The organism is Lewinella sp. JB7 (genome assembly GCF_024297185.1).
In the GTDB taxonomy this organism is placed as follows: Bacteria; Bacteroidota; Bacteroidia; order Chitinophagales; family Saprospiraceae; genus Neolewinella.
This window is the reverse complement of record NZ_JANCTD010000005.1, coordinates 194,819-218,443: the sequence shown is the minus strand read 5'-3', so window position 1 is coordinate 218,443 and position 23,625 is coordinate 194,819. Positions and strand designations below refer to the sequence as shown.

At 59.4% G+C, this 23,625-nt stretch carries 20 protein-coding genes; 7 read left to right on the top strand and 13 right to left on the bottom strand.

Features of this window, described 5'->3' with window-relative positions; translation table 11 throughout:
- Nucleotides 1-159 precede the first annotated feature (159 nt).
- Entirely contained in the window at nucleotides 160-1,482 is a 1,323-nt protein-coding gene (locus tag NMA52_RS10965; RefSeq protein ID WP_254827709.1) for an ABC transporter permease, read from the top strand.
- Here NMA52_RS10965 and NMA52_RS10960 read toward each other — a convergent pair.
- From NMA52_RS10960 to rpe, 8 genes are all read right to left on the bottom strand, one after another.
- Nucleotides 1,466-1,729, bottom strand: coding sequence for a YkoF family thiamine/hydroxymethylpyrimidine-binding protein (locus NMA52_RS10960; protein ID WP_254827708.1), 264 nt, complete (start codon nucleotides 1,727-1,729; stop codon nucleotides 1,466-1,468). The two genes, NMA52_RS10965 and NMA52_RS10960, sit on opposite strands and share 17 nt — an antisense overlap.
- 24 nt (nucleotides 1,730-1,753) lie before the next feature.
- Nucleotides 1,754-4,156, bottom strand: a complete 2,403-nt coding sequence (locus NMA52_RS10955; RefSeq protein WP_254827707.1) for a TonB-dependent receptor domain-containing protein — start codon at nucleotides 4,154-4,156, stop codon at nucleotides 1,754-1,756.
- 23 nt (nucleotides 4,157-4,179) lie between these two features.
- The gene (locus tag NMA52_RS10950) at nucleotides 4,180-5,295 is read right to left on the bottom strand and encodes a DUF4249 family protein (protein ID WP_254827706.1); all 1,116 of its coding nucleotides are present in this window, start codon (nucleotides 5,293-5,295) and stop codon (nucleotides 4,180-4,182) included.
- Between the two features lie 15 nt (nucleotides 5,296-5,310).
- Nucleotides 5,311-6,129 (bottom strand): MbnP family protein, encoded by an 819-nt coding sequence (locus NMA52_RS10945; RefSeq protein ID WP_254827705.1) that lies wholly within the window; start codon nucleotides 6,127-6,129, stop codon nucleotides 5,311-5,313.
- Between the two features lie 11 nt (nucleotides 6,130-6,140).
- Complete coding sequence (gene cysN, locus NMA52_RS10940) at nucleotides 6,141-7,403, bottom strand: sulfate adenylyltransferase subunit CysN (RefSeq protein WP_254827704.1); 1,263 nt, start codon at nucleotides 7,401-7,403, stop codon at nucleotides 6,141-6,143.
- A 50-nt stretch (nucleotides 7,404-7,453) separates the two neighbouring features.
- Entirely contained in the window at nucleotides 7,454-8,362 is a 909-nt protein-coding gene (gene cysD, locus NMA52_RS10935; protein WP_254827703.1) for a sulfate adenylyltransferase subunit CysD, read from the bottom strand.
- Complete coding sequence (gene cysC / locus NMA52_RS10930; RefSeq protein WP_254827702.1) at nucleotides 8,359-8,943, bottom strand: adenylyl-sulfate kinase; 585 nt, start codon at nucleotides 8,941-8,943, stop codon at nucleotides 8,359-8,361. The genes cysD and cysC overlap by 4 nt, the downstream gene beginning before the upstream one ends.
- 91 nt (nucleotides 8,944-9,034) lie before the next feature.
- Entirely contained in the window at nucleotides 9,035-9,712 is a 678-nt protein-coding gene (rpe, locus tag NMA52_RS10925) for a ribulose-phosphate 3-epimerase (protein ID WP_254827701.1), read from the bottom strand.
- Between the two features lie 85 nt (nucleotides 9,713-9,797).
- Between rpe and NMA52_RS10920 the strand changes: the two genes are divergently transcribed.
- From NMA52_RS10920 to NMA52_RS10905, 4 genes are all read left to right on the top strand, one after another.
- A complete protein-coding gene (locus NMA52_RS10920) occupies nucleotides 9,798-10,823 on the top strand; it encodes a DUF2279 domain-containing protein (RefSeq protein ID WP_254827700.1) in 1,026 nt (341 codons plus the stop codon).
- A gap of 43 nt (nucleotides 10,824-10,866) precedes the next feature.
- A complete protein-coding gene (locus NMA52_RS10915) occupies nucleotides 10,867-11,781 on the top strand; it encodes a DNA/RNA non-specific endonuclease (protein ID WP_254827699.1) in 915 nt (304 codons plus the stop codon).
- Entirely contained in the window at nucleotides 11,774-13,336 is a 1,563-nt protein-coding gene (locus NMA52_RS10910; RefSeq protein ID WP_254827698.1) for a helicase HerA-like domain-containing protein, read from the top strand. Before NMA52_RS10915 ends, NMA52_RS10910 begins: the two co-directional genes overlap by 8 nt.
- 137 nt (nucleotides 13,337-13,473) lie before the next feature.
- Nucleotides 13,474-14,784: a T9SS type A sorting domain-containing protein gene (locus tag NMA52_RS10905; RefSeq protein WP_254827697.1), complete on the top strand. Its 1,311-nt coding sequence runs from the start codon at nucleotides 13,474-13,476 to the stop codon at nucleotides 14,782-14,784.
- A gap of 4 nt (nucleotides 14,785-14,788) precedes the next feature.
- On the opposite strand, the gene NMA52_RS10900 is transcribed toward NMA52_RS10905, so the two are convergent.
- The 5 genes from NMA52_RS10900 to metG form a co-directional block, all read right to left on the bottom strand.
- Nucleotides 14,789-15,748 (bottom strand): electron transfer flavoprotein subunit alpha/FixB family protein, encoded by a 960-nt coding sequence (locus NMA52_RS10900; RefSeq protein ID WP_254827696.1) that lies wholly within the window; start codon nucleotides 15,746-15,748, stop codon nucleotides 14,789-14,791.
- 51 nt (nucleotides 15,749-15,799) lie between these two features.
- On the bottom strand, nucleotides 15,800-16,543 hold the full coding sequence (locus tag NMA52_RS10895) for an electron transfer flavoprotein subunit beta/FixA family protein (protein WP_254827695.1): 744 nt from the start codon (nucleotides 16,541-16,543) through the stop codon (nucleotides 15,800-15,802).
- 126 nt (nucleotides 16,544-16,669) lie between these two features.
- Nucleotides 16,670-17,335 carry a phosphatase PAP2 family protein gene (locus NMA52_RS10890; RefSeq protein ID WP_254827694.1) on the bottom strand — a complete coding sequence of 222 codons (666 nt, stop codon included), beginning with the start codon at nucleotides 17,333-17,335 and terminating at the stop codon, nucleotides 16,670-16,672.
- A gap of 90 nt (nucleotides 17,336-17,425) precedes the next feature.
- Nucleotides 17,426-18,466: an acyltransferase family protein gene (locus tag NMA52_RS10885; RefSeq protein WP_254827693.1), complete on the bottom strand. Its 1,041-nt coding sequence runs from the start codon at nucleotides 18,464-18,466 to the stop codon at nucleotides 17,426-17,428.
- A 52-nt stretch (nucleotides 18,467-18,518) separates the two neighbouring features.
- Nucleotides 18,519-20,654, bottom strand: coding sequence for a methionine--tRNA ligase (gene metG, locus NMA52_RS10880; protein ID WP_254827692.1), 2,136 nt, complete (start codon nucleotides 20,652-20,654; stop codon nucleotides 18,519-18,521).
- 580 nt (nucleotides 20,655-21,234) lie between these two features.
- Here metG and NMA52_RS10875 point away from each other — a divergent pair.
- Nucleotides 21,235-22,218, top strand: a complete 984-nt coding sequence (locus NMA52_RS10875) for a hypothetical protein (protein ID WP_254827691.1) — start codon at nucleotides 21,235-21,237, stop codon at nucleotides 22,216-22,218.
- A gap of 339 nt (nucleotides 22,219-22,557) precedes the next feature.
- Nucleotides 22,558-23,544 (top strand): T9SS type A sorting domain-containing protein, encoded by a 987-nt coding sequence (locus NMA52_RS10870; RefSeq protein ID WP_254827690.1) that lies wholly within the window; start codon nucleotides 22,558-22,560, stop codon nucleotides 23,542-23,544.
- Nucleotides 23,545-23,625 lie beyond the last annotated feature (81 nt).

Genomic DNA, 23,625 nt, shown 5'->3' with positions numbered 1-23,625 from the left:
AGGCTTTTAGGCTTTTACCGTCAACAGTTGACGACCAAACTAAAGTGCTACCCTACTACCCACCAACGTACTAATAGACTAACCGACTAACGTACTAAAGACTAACTGACTACCCCCTAACCGACTAACGAACTAAAAGAACTAAAGAACCAATTCCCCATGTCCAACCTCTGGCTCGTCGTCCGCCGTGAATACATAACCCGCGTACGGCGGCGCTCCTTCATTCTGGCCACGCTGCTGACGCCGATCGGGCTGGCGCTTTTCGTCGTCATTGCCAACGCCGTGTTCACATACAGCAACGATGACGTCCAGCGTATTGCGGTGATTGATGACGCCGATCTGTTCCGGGGAACCATTCCGGACGAAAACGGCCTGTACTTTAAGTTCGTCAACGAGCCGCTGGAGAACCTGCGGGAGGATACCGGGGAAGACCGGGGCTATGCCGGCATTCTGGTGATCCCGGAGATCGTCAATCCGCGTAGCCGCAACTTCCGGGTGCAGTTGCTGAGCGACGAAACCCTCAGCATCGACGCGCAGGCCCGCATCCGCGGCCGGGTGGAAGATGCGCTGCGGGAGTACAAGATCAAGGCGCTTGACATCGATCAGGCGACGCTCGCGAGCCTTGATACCGACGTGACCGTCACGGTACGCAGCCTGACCACGACGGAGGACGGGGAGAGCGACGATCGCAGTATGGCCTCCGCCATCGGGGCGGGCATCGGTTCGGTGATGGGTTTTTTGATGTACATCTCCGTTTTCGTTTACGGCATGATGGTCATGCGCTCGGTCATGGAGGAAAAAACCAACCGGATCGTGGAGGTCGTGATCTCTTCCGTTCGTCCCTTCACCCTCCTGCTCGGAAAGATTATCGGCGTGGGCGCGGTCGGCCTCACGCAGGTGCTCGCCTGGATGGTCATGATCCCGGGTATGCTGTTCCTCGTCGGGCTATTCTTCGGCCTAGATGCCGATCCCGGACAGATGCCTAATTCCCCCGATATGGATCCGGAAGAAATGCAGTCCATGGTCGAGAAGCTGACCGCCGGACTGGGTGATCTCAACTGGTGGATCATTCTACCCTGTTTCATCCTGTATTTCCTGGGGGGGTACTTCATGTACGCGGCCCTCTTCGCGGCGGTCGGCTCGGCGATGGGCGACGATATGGGGGAGAGTCAGTCGCTGACCATCCCCATTACGATTCCCGTCATTCTGGCCTTTTACATCATGATGGCCGCCATTCAGAATCCGAATTCGAGCCTGGCCGTGTGGTCGTCGATCTTTCCGTTGTTCGCCCCCATCGTGATGCCGGCCCGACTCGCCTTCGACCCACCCCTCTGGCAGGTACTGAGTAGTCTGCTGGCGGTATTCCTCTTCGCCGCCGCCATGGTCTGGATGGCTTCGCGCATCTACCGGATCGGCATCCTGAACTACGGCAAAAAGTCGAGCCTCAAGGATATGGGCCGCTGGATCACCGCCAAGTATTAGCGGGCACGACGTCCACGTTCAGGATCTTAAGCACGAAGGAACACTTGGTAGGATCGGCCAGGGTAGGTTCCATCGCCGCGGTGATGGCGGCCATGACTTCGGCGTATTCCCCGCGCACCTGCGTGCTCAGGTTGTTGGTGCCGACATCGAGCTTTTCGTGGGTTTGCAGGCGGTCGATGAAGGCAATGATGGGGGTTTCGTAGTCGGCGGATAGGGGGTACAGGGAGATGTCTACGGATACGGTCATGGGCGGGTGCGCGGGAGCAATCAATTATGGTAAGAACGTAAATTTATACGCGAGCGAGAGAATCGGCGCGCCGAAGACAGACAGCCGGTAGGCCGCGAACGGACTTCCCTGGAATATACCGAGGGCGGGGGTGTTCGGGGTCCTCGGCTGAAAAAATATGTTGTACGCGTTGTCCCGGCCGTACACGTTGTACACGGTAAAGACCCAGCTGCCCGTCCACCTGCGTTGTTCGCGCCGGAAGTTGCGAATCGTCCAACTGAAGTCCAGTCGGTGGTAGGTAGGTAAGCGATCGTTGTTCCGTTCGAGAAATAGGGGCACCGGTGTACCGCGAATGGAAACGAAGCCGTTGGGCACCGTGTAGGGCCGATTACTCTGTACGACGAAGTTGAAGCCCAGTTCGTGGGTTCTACCCTGATCCAGTACGAGGCTCGCGGTAAGGGTATGCGGCTGGTCGAAGTAGCCGGGATACCATTGTCCCCGGTTGATCCGGGTATCGGGGGCGGTGCCCGCCACTCTGTTTTCCACCCGGGCGTAGGCGTAATTCACTTCACCGGTGAAACGGCCGGTGAGCCGCCGGGCGGTAAGTTCGACGCCGTATCCCCGGCCCTTTCCGCGTACCAGGTCCGTCTCGACGGCCGGATTCAGAAAGAAATCGGCCCCGGGCCGGTACTCCAGTAAATCGTGAAGCTCCCGGAAGTAGGTTTCCAGTTGAAAAAGGTAGTGCTCATCGGTGGTGCGGTGAGTGAGCCCCACGGCATACAGGTCGGCGGTCTGCGGCACCACGTTGTTGTCACTAACCTTCCAGCGGCTGGTGGGTACCGGAGTGGTAGAATTATAGATGTTCTGCAGGTACTGCCGCGAGCGGGCGTAAGAAGTCTTTAGGCTCGTCCGGGGCCCAACGCGATAGTTCAGACCTAGCCGCGGCTCCCACCCAGCGTAGCGAGCGAGGTTTTTCCCCTTTCCGAATGTCTCACTGTCTGTGAGCGTGGCGGCCCGGACGACTTCCCCCGCCCGGTAGTAGCGTACCTGGCCGGGACCTTGCCTTCCGTACATGGTATACCGTAGACCGGCGCTGAGGCTAAGTTTGGGGCTGATCGACCAATCGTCCTGCAGGTACAGGGATGCTTCCCGCCCGGTTTCCTGCTCGAGCTGCGCCGGCAGGATACCTACGACCCCTCCGGGATCCAGGGTGCCGGGAGAGAGCACGTACCGGTCTACCTGCAAACCGAAGGCAGCCTCATGGTCCGAAAGGGTCAGCCCCCCTTCCGCCCGCCCGATCGTGTAGTCGATGCCCGACAAGAAGTTGACCTTGCCGCCGTCCGTCTGCGGAAAGCGCAGTTCCGACGTATAGTCCGCCCGGTGCACGCTGACCGTAAGATTCAGTGCGTCGTTGAAAAGATGTAGCCACTCAAGGCCACCGTTCAGGGTCAGGTAGGCATACTGATTGGAGGTTGCCGGTACGCCCCCCAGATTGCTGAGTAAATCCACCTGGTAGAAGTCCTGACTGTAGAAGCCACTCGCCGTGACAAAGTCCCGTTCCCCCGCCCGGTAACGGAGCCGTAAGGTTGCATCGCCGAAGCGGCTGCGGGTATCCTTCAGCCGCTCGACGAGCGGAAAGACGAAGTCGTTGAACCCGCCCCGGGCCGTGATCAGCAATCCCAGTCGCTTCCGTCTATCCAGGGGAGTTTCGATTCCCAGGTGACTGGATACGAGTCCGATGCCGCCCCGTACCTCGGTCCGCTCCGTGTCCGGCACCTTAGAGCGTACGTCCAGCACCGAAGCAACTCGCCCCCCGAAACGGGAGGGGATATTACCCCGGTACAGGTCTACCCCGCTCACCGCATCCGGGGTGAATACGGTAAACAAGCCAAAGAGATGGGTGGGAGCAAAAACGGGAGCCCCGTCTAGTAGCAACAGGTTCTGATCAACGGTGCCACCCCGTACGCTGATGCCGTTGCTGGCCTCCCCGGCGGAGGATACGCCGGCCAGCAGTTGCAGAGATTTGAGCACGTCCCGCTCCCCCAGCACGGTGGGAATGCTGGCCAGGGCCTCGGCGGTCAACCTTTCCACTCCCATACGGGGTCGCGTGAGCGCCAGTTGATCGGCCCGGTCGGTTACCGTTACCGTTTGCAGCTGCTCGGTAGTCGGCTCCAGGCGTAAATTGGCTTCCAGGTGATCCCGCAGCAAAATTTCTTGTTCGAAAGCGGCGTACCCGGTGTAAGTCGCATGAAGGTCGTAACTGCCGCGCGGCGCCTGCAGAATGATGATGCCCTCCTCATCCGTCAGTCCTCCCACCCCACCCGGGGTCAGGTACACACTCACGTACGGGAGTGGTTCTTCCGTCACGTGGTCGAGCACGCTGAGCTTCAACCGGTAGGACTGACCAGCCAGGAACATCGGCAAAAGAAGACAGATGAGGGTGCGCATACCGGTGAGACAATGAGGAAAAGTTAGGGCCAACCGGCGGGCTTTCCCGGAGAACGACCCTCTCCCCGGCAGGGTGCGCGGGGGGGGACGAACAAACCAACCGGGGGCTCGTAATTGATCACCGTCGGGTTCGGGGAGGGGGTGCCGGTGGCCACGTCGCGCAGTAGGTACCGCCGCTGCGTGGCCACCGATACCGCCCGAACGAAGCCCAGTACCTGCCGATCTTCGTTGTCCGGATCGCGCATGTTCCCGATCAGGGCGGCGGGAATGGTTGCATTAAGTCCGCTATTACCCTCCACGATATCGGCGACTACGCGGCCGTAGTTGTATGCCTCGGCGGTGAGGCTGTAAAGGATTCCCTCCACCAGGAGACCGCCATAAGTGGTGAATTCTATCGTCCCGATCTCCTGCCCCCTGACCGAACTACCGTTGAACGCCCGGTCGGATCCATACTTAAATTGGTGACCCCGAGTCTGCTGAAAACAGGTCTCCTCTCCCGCACAGGCGTAATCGTAGCGACTGTCCTGTCCGGAACCGACGGGCCGTGCGATACAGCTGCCCCCCCGGTACACGCCCCCAATGCAGGTGGCGCACACGAACTCCTCCTCCCAGTAGCGAAAGTCCCACTGGTAAGAGTTGGCCGTACCGGCCGGATCCGTATAGTCGAGTAAAATGCGAAAGAGCGGAACGAATATCCGTCGGGCCCGGTCGTATTCGCCTTCCTGGTCGAAGACTACGCGTAAGCCCTCAACGTCAACCGGATCCGGAAGCCGTTCGGGCAGGGAGACTACCCGCGAGCCATCCGGGAAGGAAACCGTTGCCGACCAGACCTCGCCGCTCTGCGCGACAAACCCGGGGGGTGGAATGTACGTGCCGGGTCGCTCGGGGTCGTGGCTCCATATAACCACTTCCCCCGATAAGGCTTCGGTAGTGGTAACTGCTGCGTCGGTGACCTGCTCCAGCGTGAGTTGGACATTACTGAACCGCGACCGGCTGATCCGAATCTCACTAAAGTCAGGCTGATCCGCGATATCTCCTTCCACCAGATAAAAGGGTTCTTCCAACTGGAAGCGCGGCTCGGTCGGCTCGGTGCACCCGAACACGATTAGACACAGCATCACGAATAGGCGGACGGGCATTCGTGTAAAGTAAGACTACTGGGTGATTCCTACCACCGAAAGGAATTCGGTGGTCCGTCCTAGCCCATTCGCAATCGTGGCACTGTCGGACGTGAGGTCAATCGTCCCGAGCAAGGCGTGTAGGTCGGCGTACATGTCGAGTCGAATATCCGCTCCACGGACGCGGACGATCCCACCGCCGAAATCAATTTCGAAGGGTGTGCTGCCGAACGAGCTGACCGACAGCGTATCCGCCTGGGTCGGCAGCGTGTACTCCAGCCGCGCCTGTACGTACCCCCGGCCGTCCCGGAAATTGAGTCGGCCCGCCTGCGTCCGTAGCGCATCGCCGGATGGCGCACTGGCGGGAATGACGTTCCGGTAGCGATCGGGCAGGCCGTAGCTCCCGCTGAGGGAGGTAAGCGGATTGACGCCAGTATTCACCGTCCCTACCCCGGTGGTCGTGACCGAGGCAGTGGTGGCGAGCAGATAGTTCCCGTTCACGGTCACCTGGCTGGTGTCTCCGTCCAGTACTTCCAGTAGGGTTACGGAGCGGCTGGGGTCGGGGAGATCGGCGGCCGCTGATTCCAGGCGCAAATCCCCGAGGTAGTAGCGGAAGCGAATAAGCTGGAAGTCGTGGCCCGCCCCGTCGCGGTACGTCTGGCCGGCTACTACCGCCGTATCCTGCCAGACCACGGTGGATCGTACCGAAAGCGTGGGGTAAGTGCAACAGTCGGTGCAGCCCTCGTCAGCCAGCAGATCATAATTATCGGCATCCGGATCCAGGCAACCCGTAGACGCCTCGTAGCAGGAAGTTAGGCACACCGCCAGGTAGCAGCAGATCAGGATTGGACGCATGGACGCGGGGATCAAATGACCATACCGGCCGCCACCGTTTCGTTGGTCTGCTCATCCACCAGAATGACGGAGCCGGTGATCCGGTTCTTGCGGTAGGGATCGGTAAGCAGGGGAGCCGTGGTGCGGAGCAGCACCCGGCAGATGTCGTTCATCCGGACTTCCTTGTTCTCCTCGTCGCGGTGGAGGGTGTTGATGTCCAGCCGGTAGCGAACATCCTTGATGATGCACCGCGCCTCCTGGGTGGTGTGCATGATCGCGTACTTGCCGCGGGGCTGGAGCGGACGCTCGTTGAACCAGCACAGCATCACCTCGATGTCCTGGCTTACGTCGGGTTGGTTGTTCTCGCGTACGATCATATCGCCCCGGCTGATGTCGATCTCGTCTTCCAGGAGCAGGGTGACGGACATGGGGGGGAAGGCTTCCTCAAGTTCGCCGTCGTAGGTATCGATCTTGGCGATGGTGCTCGTAAAACCGCTCGGCAGGACCGTAATCTTATCGCCCTTCTTGAATACGCCGCCGGCGATCCGGCCGGCATAACCCCGGTAATCGTGGTAGGCATCGCTGTAGGGACGAATGACGGTTTGCACGGGCAGCCGGCAGTCAATAAAGTTGTTATCGCTACCGATGTGCACGTTCTCCAGGGCATACAGTAGGGTACTACCGCCGTACCAGTCCATATTGGAACTCCGGTCCACGACATTGTCGCCGAGCAGGGCCGACATGGGAATGAACTCGACGTCTTTCACGTCAAGCCGGTGACTGAACCCACTGAAGTCATCCTTGATCTTGTTGTAGGCCTCTTCGCTGAAATCCACCAGGTCCATCTTGTTGATGCAAACGATGAGGTGGGGGATTTGCAGCAGGGAGGCAATGAACGCGTGCCGCCGGGTCTGTTCGACGACTCCCTTACGGGCATCGATGAGAATGAGGGCAACGTTGGCCGTGGAAGCGCCGGTCACCATGTTGCGCGTATACTGAATGTGGCCGGGCGTATCGGCAATGATAAACTTCCGCTTCGGGGTCGCGAAGTAGCGGTAGGCTACGTCGATCGTAATACCCTGTTCCCGTTCCGCCTTCAGGCCGTCGGTAAGCAGGGCCAGATTGACGCCTTCCTCCCCCCGCTTAGCACTGGTTTGGGAGATGGCCTCGTACTGATCCTCGAAAATGGACTTGGAGTCGTACAGCAGCCGTCCGATGAGCGTTGACTTACCGTCGTCGACCGAGCCGGCGGTCGTGAAACGAAGAAGCTCCGTGTGCGCTAGGGAATTTACCATGTACAATTTGGTGTTTGAAAATTGATGAAATGCACGTCTGCTGCGCGTCCTTAGAAATAACCCTGCTTCTTGCGGTCCTCCATGGCGGTTTCACTACGCTTGTCGTCGGCGCGTCCTCCGCGCTCGGTCTGCCGGGCCATGCTCACTTCGGCAATGATATCCTCGAGGGTGGCGGCCGACGATTCCCATACGCCGGTGCAGGTAATGTCGCCGATGGTGCGGCAGCGAACGGTCATGCGCTCCAGTTTTTCCTCGGGCCGGCGGGGCAGGTGCTCTGACTCGGCCAGCAACATTCCGTCGCGGCGGAACACCTTCCGCTCGTGGGCGAAGTACAGATTCGGGAGTTCCACTTCCTCTACCGCGAGGTACTGCCATACGTCCAGTTCCGTCCAGTTGGAGATGGGGAATACGCGGAAATGCTCCCCGTACTGTTTGCGTCCGTTGAACAGGTTCCAGAGCTCGGGTCGCTGATTTTTGGGGTCCCACTGGCCGAATTCGTCGCGGTGACTGAAGAAGCGTTCCTTGGCACGGGCCTTCTCCTCATCGCGGCGGCCTCCCCCCAAGGCGGCATCATACTTCCCCTTTTCGAGGGAGTCGAGCAGCACGGCGGTCTGCAGGTAGTTGCGCGTAGCGTTGTAGCCGGTCTCTTCCCGAACCATGCCGCTGTCGATAGCTTCCTGTACGGATCCGACGATCAGTTTGGCCCCGATACGCTCAACCAGCTGGTCGCGGTAGTCGATCGTCTCCTGGAAATTATGGCCGGTGTCGACGTGCAACAGAGTGAACGGAATCTTGGCCGGATAGAAGGCCTTAACGGCCAGGTGTACCATCAGGATCGAGTCCTTCCCCCCACTGAACAACAGGACGGGATTTTCGAACTGAGCGGCGACCTCGCGCAGTACGAAGATGCTTTCGGACTCCAGTTCGCGCAGGTGATTAAGCTGATAGTTAGCGGTCATAGGGGTAGAGATTCAATGAGTTGCTCCGCAGCCTGGTCGACGGTCAGTTCGGCGGTCTTCAGGTCGAGAAAGGGTTGTACGGGGGCTTCGTAGGGACTGTCGATTCCGGTAAAGTTCTTCAGTTCGCCGGCACGGGCCTTGGCGTACAGACCCTTTACGTCGCGCTGTTCGCACACCGCCAGCGGGGTATTGACGTACACTTCGAAGTAATCGTCGGATCCGACGATCTCGGCCACTTCGGCGCGCATTTGCCGGGTAGGACTGACGAAGGAGCAAAGGACGATGGCCCCGGCGTGGGCGAAGAGCTTGGCCACCTCCGCTACCCGGCGGGTATTTTCCTTCCGGTCCTCCAGGCTGAAACCCAGATTTCCGTTCAGGCCGTTACGAACGTTGTCTCCGTCGAGTACCTGAGCAAACACGCCCCGCTCGAATAACTTACGTTCGACCGCCGCGGCAATCGTACTCTTGCCGCTACCGGAAAGCCCGGTCAGCCACACCACCCCACCCCGGTGCCCGTTCGCGGCTTCGCGTTCCTTGCGCTGCACGAGACGGTCGTAGATGGGGTGAATATTATCGGCCATGGGGTCAATTAAGCCGCAAAGATACGTCAGCCCCCTGCTAGCCCCCTAGCAAAACCTGACTTTTAAGCATGACCGATCCTTCATGCTTTTCCTATACGTAAGCCACCGGATTGGCGTCGATGGCCTTCAACTGACGGATGACTTCCGCCGGATCGTCGGCCCCGAAGACCGCGCTGCCGGCCACGAGCACCCGCGCGCCGGCCTCCAGCACCTTCTGGGCGTTCTGTAGACCGATCCCGCCGTCTACCTCGATAACGGCGCGCGCGTTGCGCACGGTGATCAGGTCACGAGTCTGGCGTAGCTTCGGGATGCTCTGGTAGATAAACTGCTGACCGCCGAAGCCGGGGTTGACCGTCATGATCAGCACCGTATCCAGGTCTTCGATGACGTTCTCCAACTGGCTGACGGGCGTATGGGGGTTCAGCGCTACCCCGGCCTTGAGGCCGCACTCCCGGATCTGCTGCACTACCCGGTGCAGGTGAGTACAGGCCTCGGCGTGGACGGTGATCCCGCTGGCTCCCGCGCGGGCGAAGCTCTCCACGTAGCGCCCCGGATCCTCGATCATCAGGTGCACGTCGACGTACTTCTCGGCATCCCGGGCGATCTGCTCGATGATGAACTGTCCGAAGGAGATGTTGGGGACGAAGCGACCGTCCATAACGTCGAGGTGAAACCAGTCGGCTTCGCTGGTATTCACCAGTTCTACGGCACGGTCGAGGCGGCGGAAATCCGCGGCAAGGAGGGAAGGGGCAACGAGGTGGGAACGCATAGGTAGCGGGTAAGAGTAGGGGTTGGGGTGGCGGGAGGTACGCTAAATTAACGCGTAACGGCGTTAACGGCTTAACCCCAAATGTATGCATCTAACTCTACGCACGCTGCTATTTACGGTTTTGCTCGCTCCCGCGTTTACCGCCCTTTATACCCAAACGGACGCTAAACTCCGGTACGATTATACCCGCCTCGACCCCCTGGAAGACGTAGCCGGTGAGGGTTGGCTGAAGCCGGCGGAATCCTTTAACCGGACGCGCTTCTACACCTCCGCGGGCATCGGCGCGGGGGCTTACCTGGGCTTCGGGGTGGGCCTCTATTCTATTTGGTACAAGGGGTACGAGCTGGAGGGCTTTCACACCTTCAACGACTGGCCGGAATGGGAACAAATGGACAAGGTCGGTCACGTATTCACCGCCTATTTCTTCAACCGCAGCGCTTTCGCGGGCCTGCGCTGGGCGGGGGTGAAGCGACCGGCCGCCCGCTACACGGCACTGGGAGTGGCCAATCTATTGCAGGCAACGATCGAAACCATGGACGGCTTCAGTTCCAACTGGGGTTTTAGCCTCAGCGATATGGGTGCTAACCTGGCCGGCAGTCTCGTATTCACCGTACAGGACATCCTCTGGCGCGAGCAGCGCATCCTGATCAAAGTCTCGAATGACTTCAGGCCCGTACCCGACGTGCCGGTCGTACGCAACGACGGTACTACCGGCAACCTGGGCTACGTCGTGCGTGAACGCTTCGGGGGTAACCCCTTCGAGCGATTCCTCAAGGACTACAATACTCAGACCATCTGGCTGTCCGTCAACCCTGCGGCATTTATACCAAAGAGTCCCCTGCCCCAGTGGCTCAACATCGCGGTGGGCTACGGGGTGGAGGATGTGTACGGAGCGTACGGCAATGTGTGGAAGGAGGACGGAGTAGGCTTCAGCTACCGCCCCGACGATCGCCGCCGGCAGTGGTTTCTGAGTCCCGATCTGTACCTGAGCCGTATACCGACCAAAAAGCGGTGGGTCCGGTTGGCTCTGGGTATTCTGGACTTCATTAAGGTACCGGCCCCCACCCTCGAATACAGCCGGGGTACGTTCCGCGGGCGGTGGTTCGGCTAGGGCTTATTTTGATATTCTAAATATTACCTGGACCTTACGGGCTATGGCCAAATTGCGGAGAAACCACGCCCGGCGGGGCGGTGCGGCGGCTGGCGGCACGATCGTGAAAGTGGGTGTCTTCGCCGCCATTCTGGGGGGACTGGTGTGGGGGTTTCGCACGTGGAGCGAGGGGGCGGGAACGCAGGAGCCGGCCCCGGTGGAATACAGCGGAGAAAACTACTACCTGCCCCGGGGTACCCGGGGAGAGGTGATCGATCACGGCGGTTTCGTACTGTCCTACAACGAAGACTGGGAGCAAGCCGAATGGGTAGCTTACGTACTTACCCGGGACCACCTGCAACGGGAGTGGACCGAACGCCGCGATAACTTTCGCGAAGACCCCGCCGTGGGGACCGGCTCGGCTACCGACGCCGACTACCGGGGCAGCGGGTACGACCGGGGGCACCTAGCACCATTTGCCGACTTCGCCTGGGACCCGGAGCTGGCCGACCGCACCTTCTACCTCAGCAACGTAAGCCCCCAGGCCCGTCAGTTCAATCAAGGCATCTGGCGGGAACTGGAAGAACTGACCCGCGACTGGGCCAATCGCTTCGAACGACTTTACGTCATCACCGGCCCCGTAACCACGGAGCCCCCGAAGTACCACATCGGCCGCGACAACCGCGTCGCCGTACCCCGGGCGTACTTTAAGGTACTGCTGGACCTCGACCAACCCGAACAAAAGGGCATTGGCTTCATCATTCCCAACGAGATCAGCTTCGACCCCCTACCGGAGTTCGCGGTCAGCATCGACGAAGTGGAAACGCGTACCGGCATCGACTTTTTTCCGGATCTGATGCCGGAAGATCTGGAGGCCGAGCTGGAGAGCGTGGGGAACCCCGATTTCTGGCCCTTTAGTAAGAAGAAATACGACCGTCGCGTCGAAACGTGGAACCAAAAAAAGAACAACGATGACTGAGGCATTCCGTAGCGAAATTGAGCAGGGTTACACCTTCGAGGGTCCCTCCATTGTACTCGGGGGGGCCATGCTGGGCGAGGAAACCCTGCATAAGGCCCTGGTCCGTATCCCCCTGGGTACCCTCAATCGTCACGGACTCATCGCCGGAGCTACCGGCACGGGCAAGACAAAAACCCTGCAAATAATCGCCGAACAGCTGAGCCGGGAGGGGGTGCCCAGTCTGCTCATGGACATCAAGGGCGACCTGAGCGGCATCGCGGTGGCCAGCGACGGCCATCCGAAGATCGACGAACGCCACGCGGCCATCGGCATCCCCTTCACCGCCGGGGCCAGTCCCGTGGAGCTGCTGAGTCTGAGCGAAGAGCCGGGCGCGCGCCTGCGGGCTACGGTGCTGGAGTTCGGCCCCGTGCTCTTCTCCAAGATGCTCGGGCTGAACGATACCCAGTCGGGCATCATCGCCGTCACCTTCAAGTACGCCGAAGACCACGATCTGCCGTTGCTCGACCTGAAGGATCTGCGCAAGGTGCTGCAGTACCTGATCAACGAGGGAAAGGACGAAGCGGAGAAGGAGTACGGCCGCATTTCCACCGCTTCGGTCGGAGCGATCATGCGCCGGGTCGTCGAACTGGAGGGGCAGGGAGCCGAAAAATTCTTCGGGGAACGCAGCTTTGACGTTGAGGACCTCACCCGGATCGACGAACTTGGGCGGGGCATCGTTTCCATCGTGCGCCTCACCGACGTGCAGGATCGCCCGAAACTCTTCTCTACCTTCATGTTGCAACTCCTCGCGGAGATCTACGCCACCTTCCCGGAAGAAGGGGACCTGGATCGCCCGAAACTGGTCGTCTTCATCGATGAGGCACACCTCATCTTCGAGGAAGCCACCGACGCCCTGCTTGACCAGCTCGAAGCCATCATCAAACTCATCCGCTCTAAGGGTGTCGGCCTGATCTTCGTCACTCAGAACCCCGCCGACATACCCGCCGACATTCTGGGGCAGCTCGGCCTGAAAGTTCAGCACGCCCTGCGCGCCTTTACGGCCCGGGATCGCAAGGCCATCAAACTGGCCAGTGAAAACTACCCGTTAAGCAAGTACTACGATATCGATCAGACGCTTACCGAGCTGGGGACAGGCGAGGCCTTCGTGACCGCCCTCGACCGGAAAGGGCGCCCTACCCCACTGGCGCGCACCCTCCTGCGGGCTCCCGAAAGCCGCATGGACATTCTGAGCGACCGCGAGATCGACCGCCTGGTCGCCAACTCCCCCCTCGTACGCAAGTACAACGAAGCGATCGATCGCAAGAGCGCCTACGAAATCCTGGAAGCCAAACTGGCCCGGGCCCGGGAGGCCGAACACCAGGAAACGATCGAGGAGCAACGGGAGAAGGCCGAACGAACGACGACCTCCCGCCGGCGCGGTGCCGACAAATCCATGTTCGAACGCATCATGTCCAACACCACCACCCGCCAGATCGGCCGGACGGTAGCCCGGGAACTCACCCGCGGACTACTCGGTGCGCTGGGGATACGGTCCACCCGCCGGCGCAGACGGTAAGACTTGCGGAGCCGGCAGGCACCCACCGATCCGCCCCTTCGCGAGTTCTTAAAAATCCTTCACATACAATTTATGGGAATGTGTAAACGATTCAATGCTTTCTAAAGTCTGTGACGACTTGTAATCAACTCATGAAAATGACCAAGTTTTATTTTTTTGCCCTCGCCCTGTTGGCGGCGGCAACTGTTTCGGGGCAGTATGCAACGGCCGGCCAGTCCCCCTTCTCCGCTTCCGGTAGCGACGTACTCTTCACCTCCTCCATCGGCGGTACGCAGCGTGGCGTGATCACCGTAACCAACTCCGGCCAGAAAACCTTCCGCCTCGTTACCCGCAATGCTTCCGGCACCCGCATTGAGGTTGGCCCCTCCGGGTGTTCCGGCAACCTCGACATCGGCACCCTCGATGGATCCGTCATTAATGGTGTGCAGCCCTGCACCACGGGATCTTTTCGGACCAACGGCAGCCAACGAACGTATGTATTCAAAACTCCCCAGGCCAACCAGTCGGGACAGTTCATTTTCTGGAGACTGACGGATGCGGTCCGGGAAATTAACAACGTGACTTCAACCGTGTCAGACGGAGTTTCTCCACCTAATACGTCAGTATCGATAACAGCAACTTTAGGAGCAGGTCAAACTATCAAAAACCGTCAGAATATGTACATCCGTTATTCGGACGACGGATTTGCTTCTTCTTTTATAGTAGCGATGACTGACAATGATGATGGTACCTTTACTGGTAATATTCCTGGTGAGGGGTTAACTGAAGGTGAAACAGTGAGTTACTACTTGCTGTCATCAGCTACATCTAATGCAAACCCAATCACAAGTGCCGTCACGGCCGCCAACGCCGACCTGCGCACCATCACCTTCAACAACAATGGGGGCGCCAACTACAGCTTCGCCGTGACCTCCAGCGCGCCGGTCACCTACGCTTCCTTCAACGGTAAGCGTACATCCGGAGGCGTGCGCCTCGACTGGTCGACCGCCAGCGAAGTGGACGCGGCTTTTTTCGCCGTGGAGCGGAGTTCGACGCGGGAACCGGCCTGGGAGACGGTAGGCCGGGTTACGGCACTGAACGAGGTAGACGGGGCGGACTACACCTTTTTGGACACCGACGCACCGCCGGAACAACTGCGCTACCGGCTGCGGCAGGTCGACTTCGACGGAGCCGTTCACTACTCTACGATCCTGACGGTCCGGGAGGGGCAAATACAGCCACCCCTGGAGATCTGGCCCCAACCGGCGACCGCCGGCGCTGTCCGGATCCGGGCCGCCGGCCGGGAAGGCGAAGTCGGAAGCCTATATTCTAATACAGGTCAACTCATTACGACCTTCCGCATCAGTGGCCGGACCCAGTACTTACCGACCGTCTCGCTGGCCGCCGGCCTGTACCTGCTGCACATCGGAGGGGAGCAGCCCGTTACCCGGCGGCTTCTGATCGACTAGTGAATTACTGTCCGCGGTACTTCTTGACGGCCTCCGTCAGGCGCGGAAGCACTTCGAACAGGTCGCCCACCACTCCGTAGTCGGCAGCCTTAAAGAAGGGGGCATCGGCATCCGAATTGATGACGACGATCGTTTTTGAGTTATTCACGCCGGCCAGGTGCTGGATGGCACCGCTGATGCCGGCCGCGATGTAGAGGTTCGGGCGAATCGCTACTCCCGTCTGACCTACGTGCTCATGGTGGGGACGCCAGTCCGAATCGGCCACCGGACGGCTGCAGGCGGTCGTAGCTCCCAGCGCCTCCGCCAGATCTTCGATCACGCCCCAGTTTTCGGGACCCTTGAGGCCCCGGCCGCCACTCACGACGAGTTCGGCTTCGGGCAGCGGGACCCGTCCGGTCGCCACCTGGTGTTTGACGACCTTCGTCCGGGGCTCCGGCAGGCTTATTTCCAGCGTTTCGACGCTAGCTTCCGCGCCCGATTCCTTCACCGGAATGGAGTTGCCGGCTACGCTGATGATTTTTACGTCCGTAAGCAGCTGCACGTCGGCGAAGGCCTTTCCCGAGAATACGGGCTTGCGTACCGTGAAGTAACCGTCGCGCATTTCGGGAACGGTATTAGCTCCCGGTACCGAACCGGCCTCGAGGCGCGCGGCGAGTCGTCCCGTAATGTTCTTGCCCGTGCTGTTGTGCGACAGGATGATGACCGTGGCGCCCAGTTGCTTCGCGGCATCGGCGATGGCCGCGGTATAGACGGCCGCGTCGAAGGCCGCCAGTGAAGCACCGCTGACCCGGTACACCTTGCCGGCTCCGTACTTTCCGAGGGCCTCGGCTCCCGGGGTGTCTCCCAGGACCAGGGCGTGACACTCGGTACCGAGTATGTCGGCCGTCTTTTTGCCGTAGGTGATTACTTCGTGGGCCGCCTTCTTGAATTGACCGTTGGTGGCCTCTGCGTATACTAATACCATGATGGTATGCTTTTTTTGGTTTGGGAAAAGAATGAAGTCGGGAGCGGGTGATCAGATCACCTTAGCTTCCTCGTGCAGGAGGCGCACCAGCTCGTCCATATTATCGGGATCGATGAGCTTTACGCTGCCCTTCTCTTCCGGCTTTTCGTAGGTAACGATGCGGGTGGTATCGGGGTAATCGACGGCGGCGACCACTTCGAGCGGCTTTCGCTTGGCCATCATGATGCCCCGCATATTCGGTATCCGTTGTTCGGCCATGCCCTTAGCGGCGCTGACGGCCACGGGGGTGTCTACCTCGATCACCTCTTCGCCCCCCTCGATATCCCGGGTAATGGTGGCCTTGCCGCCGTCTACCTCGAGGTGGCTCGCCTCTCCGACGTAGGGCAGATCGAGAAATTCGGCTACCATGGCCCCGACTTCGGAACCGTTGTAACTAATGGTCTCCTTGCCGAAAAAGATAATGTCGTAGGCCTGCGACTTCGCGTACTCCGCAATCTGCCGGGCGGTGTACAGACTGTCCTTTTCCTCACTTACGTCGATGCGAACCGCGTCGTCCGCTCCGATGGCCAGCCCCTTGCGGATGACCGAATCGTTGTCGGCCGGTCCGACGTTCAGAATAGTTACGGAGCCGCCCGCCGACTCCTTCAGTTCCAGCGCGCGTACGAGGGCGTACCACTCATCGTAGGGGTTCATGATGTACTGTACACCGGCGGTATCGATTTCCTTACCATCGGCGGTCAACTGAATTTTAGTGGTGGTCTCGGGCGTCTTACTGACGCAAACAAGCAACTTCATAAGGGACGTTTAATCGCGAATATAACAGCGAATTTTCGCTAGGGGAACGAACGGGTAGCACGGATGGTTCGGCGGTCGGCCGGATCCGTGTGTCCGCAAAGCTGCAAAAATCCGCCGACTCCCTGCCTAGTCTTCCTCGCTTCTGTGCCAACGAACCACGGCTCCCGCGATCCCGCCGCCCAGGAGCACCCCCGCCGTTACGTCCGTAATCCAGTGTTTGCCGGCCTTGACCCGTAGGTAGGCCGTGCCCCCGGCAACGAGCGTGGCCAGGACCCGGGCATGCCAGCTGAAACGATTATCGTAGGCCGAAAGAAGGGAAGCGAAGAGTACCGCTCCCGCCGTGGCGTTCGCGGCGTGTCCGGAAATAAAGGCCGCCCGGTCCTTGCGGGTAAGCTTGCGTTCCAGTTCCCAGTCCTCGTTGTAGATGTACGGACGCGGCCGGCTTACGGTGTTTTTGATCAGACTGGAAAGGGAAAAGGTCAGCAGCATTGTCTGAAGCCACAGGAGGAGAACCGTCGGATAATGGTAGCGGGCGCGCGGGTCCAGCGATAGCAGGAGGGGCAATGTGGGTCCACCGTAGAGTCCGGCATCGGCCAGCCGTCCGGCCCGTTCGTCGCGGGTCGTATAACCCAGGCGATCCAGGGGATTTATTTCGTCTCCGGTGTACCCATCCTGGTAGGGCGAGAATACGGGTTCCGTGTCGCGCCGATCCACGCAAACGGCCGCTATGAGTAAAGCGATACCGGTCAGGACCAGGGAGATCTCCCGCGGTTTGTGCAGCTGAAAGGGCATGGGTTCGGTGACTGTGATTGGGCTACCCGCATTCCTTCCGCTTTGTTCTGTGCTCACCCGACTTTTAGGCGATCGGCTCCGGCAATGCTTCTAACCGGTAAGGATCATCCGGAGATTCTTCCGGCACCGGTCGCTACCGATCCCGGGCACAAGGACCCGGCCGACCAGGATGACCTGAACGTAGGCGATTAGCGTTGCTACGGCAATGGTGAGTGGGTATTCAACGACGAAGGGCAGATCTACCTGCTGGGACAGCTTGACCAGGGGAATGTGCCAGAGATAGATCCAGATGCTGTTCCGGGAGGTGAACAGGACGTACGTCCGTACGCGCCCGGGCAGTATGTCCCAGAGTTGCTGCCCCTTCAGCCAGAGGCCCAGCGACACCATCAGGGCGTACGACAGGTAGTAATAGGTCACGGGATATTTATAGTCCTGAGTAGGCACGAAGTCACCCTCCCCCACCCACAGCACAACGGCCAGCCCGATAAAACTCAGCAGGAAACCGGCAAAGAGCGCCCGCAGGTGGCGCGGCGACAGTTGCGCTAGTCGGATACCGAGCGCGTAGACCAGGGCGTAGGGAATGAGGTAGTACAATACGGATTCGACCACCACCTTCCCCGGGGTGCCGAGCCACTGCTCTACGGACAAGAAATTGAACCCCTGGTAGAGGAACAGCCCGCACAAAAACAGCAGGACGAAGCGCGTATCGGAATCAACACTTTGGTGTATGCGGTAAAGCAGCGGGGCCACCAGGGCCATCAGCAGAAACACCCGGATGATCCACACGTAGCCGATGCCCTCGAACAACATAAAACTTTCGGCGATCATCTGCGCCCGCAGATTGTCGTTGCCGGGGGCCAGCACCGCAAGGGCCGCGAAGTAGAAAATCAGGAACAGCCAGACGGGGAACACCAGCCGCTTGAAGCGCTTCCAGACGTAGCGGGGGTAGTCGATCCCGGGCCGGTACGCAAGGCGATAGGATGCGCCGGATACCAGTACCATGAGGGGTACATCAAAATTTCGCAGTTGAAAAAGGAGGGCGGGGGGCGTCAGATGAGCGGCCACGATCATGACCAGTCCCACGTACCGCAGCAAATCTAACTTATGGTCCCGTCTCTTTTCATTGGGCACACGCAACCGGGTTTGGGGGGATAGCCAGGCCGCAAAAATAGGGGATTAACTGCTAGCGTACTTCCCAACCGGCGCCGAAGCCTTCCGGCGCCGCCACGAAGGTCAGCTCCCCGCTCCCGTTCTCGGCCATCAAAATCATGGCCTCGCTCAGTACACCGGCCATCTTGCGGGGAGCCAGGTTGGTAACGACCACTACCGGCCGTCCGGGCAGCCCCGCCGGATCGAAGTGCTTGGCGATTCCGCTGACCACGCTGCGGGTTTCGCCACCGCCCAGGTCGATGGTCAGATGCAGCAGTTTGTTGGACTTTTTGATCGGTTCCGCGGTCAGGATCTTTGCGGTCCGCAGGTCGAGTTTCGTAAAGTCCTCGAAAGTAATTTCGGGCTTCGTCGCCGCGGATTCTTCCGTTGCGGGAGGGCCGGGCTCAGTAGTCGGTGATGCCGCCGGAACCCGCAGTTTATCCCGCTGTCCCTGAATGATCTTCTGGAGGGTATCGTCCTTGCGGTCCACGATTTTGGGAAATAAGACACCGGCCTCGCCGATGGTCCGACCGGCCTCGAGCAGAGGCTTGCGTGCTTCGAGCAGGTCGCGGGCCACCGCCCAGTCGCCGTTTTCCACCACTTCCTGCCGCAGCACCGTGCGCAGTTTGGCACTTACCAGGGGTACGAAGGGGTGGGCCATCAGGGCCAGCGCGGCGGCGATCTGAATACTGTTGTACATGATCTCCGCGATGCGGGGGTCCTGGTCGTCGGCCTTCGCCAGGGACCAAGGGGCGGATTCCTGGAGGTATGTATTTCCGTAGGAGGCCAGCTCCACGAGCGTCGTTGCAGCATCCTTGAAGCGAAAGGCTTCGATGTGGGTGGCCATGGTCTGCATTGCTCCTTGGATCTCGCTCCGCACCTGCGACCCCGCCCACTGCCCCGCGGGGGGGACGAGCCCGCCGAAGTACTTATGGGTAAGTACGGTGACGCGGTTGAAGAAATTACCGAGCTTGTCGGCCAGGTCCTTGTCGTAGTATTCCGTAAAGCCGTCCCAGGTGAAATCCGCGTCGCTCTGTTCGGGCAGGTTACGGATGAGGGCCCAGCGTAGGGCATCTTCACCGTTGGGAAAATCTTTAAACTCCTCGACGTATTCGTGCAGTTCGATGCCCCAGCCGCGCGACTTACTGAACTTGTCGCCCTCGAAGTTGAGGAACTGATTGGCCGGCACGTTCTTCGGCAGTACGTAATCGCCGTGTGCCCGCAGCATGGCCGGAAAAATGAGGCAGTGGAAGACGATGTTGTCCTTCCCGATGAAGTGGACCAGTTCGGTATCGGGGTTCTGCCAGTAGTCCTTCCAGTCCCGCCCGTTCTCGAGGCACCACTGTTTCGTACTGGAAATGTAGCCGATGGGCGCGTCGAACCAGACGTAGAGCACTTTGCCCGCGGCATCCTCCCGGGGTACGCTGATGCCCCAGTCGAGGTCGCGGGTGATGGCCCGGGGCTGCAGCCCTTCGTTCAGCCAGCTCATGCACTGACCGATCACGTGTTTCTTCCACTTGCCGGGATCGTGAACCTGCTTACCATCGATCGTCCCTTCCTGAATCCAGGTGCGGAGGAAGTCCTCGTACTTGGCCAGATCGAAGTACCAGTGCTTGGTTTCGCGGAGTTCGGGAGTGGCGCCGCTGAGCACGGATACCGGCTCGATCAGTTCGGTAGGCGATAGGTCGCTGCCGCAGTTCTCGCACTGATCGCCGTAAGCTTCCGCGAAACCGCAGCGGGGGCAGGTACCCTTTATGTACCGGTCCGCCAGAAACTGCCCGAAGGTCGGATCGTAGTACTGTTCGGTGTTGCGGACGATGAACTCCCCGCCCTTTTCGTCGAGCGTGCGGAAGAAGTCCTGACTGGTTTCGTGGTGCAGGGGCGTGCTCGTGCGGTGATAATAATCGAAGCTGATGCCGAGGGCCGCGAAACTGGCCTTATTCAGGGCGTGGTACTTATCGATGATGTCCTGCGGCTGAATGCCTTCCTTCTTAGCCCGTAGGGTGATAGCTGCCCCGTGCTCGTCGCTGCCGCAGACCCAGAGAACGTCCTTGCCCGTCAGTCGGAGGAAGCGGGCGTATATATCGGCGGGCAAGTAAGCCCCGGCGAGGTGGCCGAGGTGAAGGGGTCCGTTAGCGTAAGGAAGGGCGGAGGTCAGTAAGTGGGGCATAGGTGCAAAGAAAGCGGTCGTGTCGCATACGCCGGGCGCGGGAATATTTTTTCCCGGGCAGGTTTACCGGAAAATTGTCGTCCGTTAACGTGGGCGGGAAAACGTTAACAAATTTTATTCCACTCCCATCGCTGTTTCGGCATAAAATGGGGCTCAAATGGCTCCATGGCCCTTATTTTGCTGAATTATCATCATTCTGAAAATATTGCGCGTACACACATACAAGTCGCAATACACATACGATCCGCCCGTTTTATAGATGTCCGGAGCCAGGAAACCGCTAAAAATTTAAGAGGTTGGATTTGGTGACCGATCTCCGGACGCGCGTCTTAGGTGTAAGGGCGGTTGCTTTAGCTTCCATGTGGTCGCGACCAGCAATGACCGTTCAGAACACCAAACCGGCCGTTCAGAACAAGGGCGGGTTAAGGCGAAATCAGGTTGCCGTTTCAGCCTTTATGTAGGCAAGAACAGTGACCGACTTAGTTTTTTAAGACGGAAGGGTTTTTGCCTTTCCAGACACTGTTTAAAGCGAATTTTGGATGTCCGGGATATCCCGGGATCCGACACTAAACACCTTTTCATGAGATTCATTTTTACTCTCGCCCTTACGGGGCTGAGCCTGTTTATGGCTGCTCAGACCTGCACCATTAACAATGCCTCCGCCGATTTCTGCACTACCTGCTCCAGCGGCACCAACCCCGCCCTCGTTAATGGCGTGTTTACCGGTACTCTCCGTATCAATACCACTTATACGATCTCGGCTTCCTGCCTGGCTACCGTAACGTTTGCCAACAACGTTGCTATCGACATCGACAAGCGGAACGACCTGTACTTCGCCGCCGATCCTTATGTACAGGAAGGCACCACCACAACGGTTACCGGTCACCACGTACACGGTGGACTGATAAATGCATTCGGAACGAACTTTACCTATAGCGGACCGAACACTTACGACGATCTGGCGGCCATCATGTCCCCCCCCGCCGGCAGCGGCGGCGTAGGCGGCGTAGGCGGCGGCGGCAGCAGCCAACTCCCGGTTACCCTACTGAGCTGGGATGCCATCCCCACCCCAGCGGGCATCGCCCTCAGCTGGAGCACCGCCAGCGAAACCGATAATGACTACTACACGGTCGAGCACAGCATCGACGGACTTACGTTTAGCAAGCTCGCCATCGTGCCAGGAAGTACCAACACCAGTAGTGTGCAGGACTATACTTACCACCACCTCAGTCCCACAGCAGGATTTAATTACTACCGGCTTTGCCAGCACGATATCGACGGCACCATTAACCGTTTCGGCGTGATCAGTGCGGTAGCGGCCTCTACCGAATCCCGGCAGACCCTTTCCCCCAACCCCGCCCACCCCGGACAGGAGATCGTAGTCCGCGGCCTGGACGTACAGGAACGCAGTCCGGTAACCCTGCACCACATTGATGGTCGCATCATCGGATCTTACCCCACCGCCCCCGACCAGTCTACGCGTATTCAACTACCCGCTAGCGTTGCGAACGGTGTTTACGTGATCCGTCACGGTCGCAGCAGTCAACTGCTGGTCGTTCGCTAGGCGATTGGTGGTCACTCCCGTGTTCGATCGGCCGTCCGGCAGGTAGCCCCCGCCGGACGGCCCCTGACACTCCGTAGTTAACGCACCGCTCACTTAAACTCGACCATCCCACTTGTTCCGGCCGTTTGACTTTGCCCGACGTAACAAATAAACTCCCAGAGACTGATTAAGTATCCGCCGGGATCCGGAATGCACCGGGCCGGCCAACGGGGGAACTCACCCAAATGTTTTCGTGAGGCAGCTAGGCCTCACGACCCTATAGTTTTCGCATACTGATATTTCGACACTGAGACATTTACTCAATCGTCCGCGATTGCGGAGGTTGGCAACAGACACATTATGTTAAGAGTTTTCTTCTTTTTGATGGGGGCTACGGCCCTCATCCCTCCCGTCCGTGCCCAGGTGCCTACCTGTACGATCGCCAGCAATACGGAAGATATTTGCGTCAAGTGCGCGCAGGGGGACAACCCGGCCGTAATCGACGGCGTCTTCCGCGGTGAGCTCATCATCAACGAGTGGGTGGTCACCACCCTCAAAACGGACTGTAACCCCGGCATCATCCTCGCGGACGACGTTACGATAACCGTCGGTAAGCACGGTAACCTGACCATCCCGACCGATATCTGGATCTCCGAAGGCACGACTATCCGTCTGGTCGGCCTGCACAACAAGTCCGCCATTCAGAACGGGGGCACGACGTACGAAAAGTTCTCATTTCCCGACCTGGAAGCCCAACTGAACAACTGCGGCGCCAGTGCCAGTTGTCAGTCCATGCCGGCCAGCCAACTTCCGGTAACCCTCACCTCCTGGAATGCCGTAACGGTACAAGCCCGGAGCGTCCGACTGGAATGGATGGTGGCCGTAGAGGAGTCCAATGACTACTTTACCATCGAACATAGCACCAACGGCACCGACTTTCAGGAAATCGCACGCATCGACAGTCGGGGAAATACCAAGGAGAGTGAACTGTACGGTTACCTCCATACCGATCCCGTTGCCGGAGCTAACTATTACCGGCTGTCGCAGACGGACCTCGACGGCCAGTACGAGCGCTTCGGAGTGATTCGTACGGTGGTTGGTTTGCCCGAAACCACTAGCCCCGCTCTCTGGCCGAATCCGGCCCGTACGGGACAAGAAGTCACCCTGCGTACGGCCGCCGACCGGGTGCCGGCAAACCTCACGCTGTACGACGTTACCGGGCGGGCCATACGGTCCTGGCCCATTCCCGCGGACGGAGAGGTAAATTTTCGAATTCCGGATGCGCTTCCGGGTGGAGTCTACGTACTCCGGTACGGCAGCTTGAGCAATATGTTGATCGTTAAATAAAGCCCGGAGGGGCAATAGCGGGCGGTAAAGATGAGTTTGGATTAATGCCTTGCGGTAACTGTGACCGGAAGGCGTTGATGC

Excerpts from the sequence above, each read along its gene's own strand:
- NMA52_RS10965 (WP_254827709.1), top strand. The coding sequence starts at position 160 with ATGTCCAACCTCTGGCTCGTCGTCCGCCGTGAATACATAACCCGCGTA.
- NMA52_RS10960 (WP_254827708.1), bottom strand. The coding sequence starts at position 1,729 with ATGACCGTATCCGTAGACATCTCCCTGTACCCCCTATCCGCCGACTAC.
- NMA52_RS10955 (WP_254827707.1), bottom strand. The coding sequence starts at position 4,156 with ATGCGCACCCTCATCTGTCTTCTTTTGCCGATGTTCCTGGCTGGTCAG.
- NMA52_RS10950 (WP_254827706.1), bottom strand. The coding sequence starts at position 5,295 with ATGCCCGTCCGCCTATTCGTGATGCTGTGTCTAATCGTGTTCGGGTGC.
- NMA52_RS10945 (WP_254827705.1), bottom strand. The coding sequence starts at position 6,129 with ATGCGTCCAATCCTGATCTGCTGCTACCTGGCGGTGTGCCTAACTTCC.
- cysN (WP_254827704.1), bottom strand. The coding sequence starts at position 7,403 with ATGGTAAATTCCCTAGCGCACACGGAGCTTCTTCGTTTCACGACCGCC.
- cysD (WP_254827703.1), bottom strand. The coding sequence starts at position 8,362 with ATGACCGCTAACTATCAGCTTAATCACCTGCGCGAACTGGAGTCCGAA.
- cysC (WP_254827702.1), bottom strand. The coding sequence starts at position 8,943 with ATGGCCGATAATATTCACCCCATCTACGACCGTCTCGTGCAGCGCAAG.
- rpe (WP_254827701.1), bottom strand. The coding sequence starts at position 9,712 with ATGCGTTCCCACCTCGTTGCCCCTTCCCTCCTTGCCGCGGATTTCCGC.
- NMA52_RS10920 (WP_254827700.1), top strand. The coding sequence starts at position 9,798 with ATGCATCTAACTCTACGCACGCTGCTATTTACGGTTTTGCTCGCTCCC.
- NMA52_RS10915 (WP_254827699.1), top strand. The coding sequence starts at position 10,867 with ATGGCCAAATTGCGGAGAAACCACGCCCGGCGGGGCGGTGCGGCGGCT.
- NMA52_RS10910 (WP_254827698.1), top strand. The coding sequence starts at position 11,774 with ATGACTGAGGCATTCCGTAGCGAAATTGAGCAGGGTTACACCTTCGAG.
- NMA52_RS10905 (WP_254827697.1), top strand. The coding sequence starts at position 13,474 with ATGACCAAGTTTTATTTTTTTGCCCTCGCCCTGTTGGCGGCGGCAACT.
- NMA52_RS10900 (WP_254827696.1), bottom strand. The coding sequence starts at position 15,748 with ATGGTATTAGTATACGCAGAGGCCACCAACGGTCAATTCAAGAAGGCG.
- NMA52_RS10895 (WP_254827695.1), bottom strand. The coding sequence starts at position 16,543 with ATGAAGTTGCTTGTTTGCGTCAGTAAGACGCCCGAGACCACCACTAAA.
- NMA52_RS10890 (WP_254827694.1), bottom strand. The coding sequence starts at position 17,335 with ATGCCCTTTCAGCTGCACAAACCGCGGGAGATCTCCCTGGTCCTGACC.
- metG (WP_254827692.1), bottom strand. The coding sequence starts at position 20,654 with ATGCCCCACTTACTGACCTCCGCCCTTCCTTACGCTAACGGACCCCTT.
- NMA52_RS10875 (WP_254827691.1), top strand. The coding sequence starts at position 21,235 with ATGAGATTCATTTTTACTCTCGCCCTTACGGGGCTGAGCCTGTTTATG.
- NMA52_RS10870 (WP_254827690.1), top strand. The coding sequence starts at position 22,558 with ATGTTAAGAGTTTTCTTCTTTTTGATGGGGGCTACGGCCCTCATCCCT.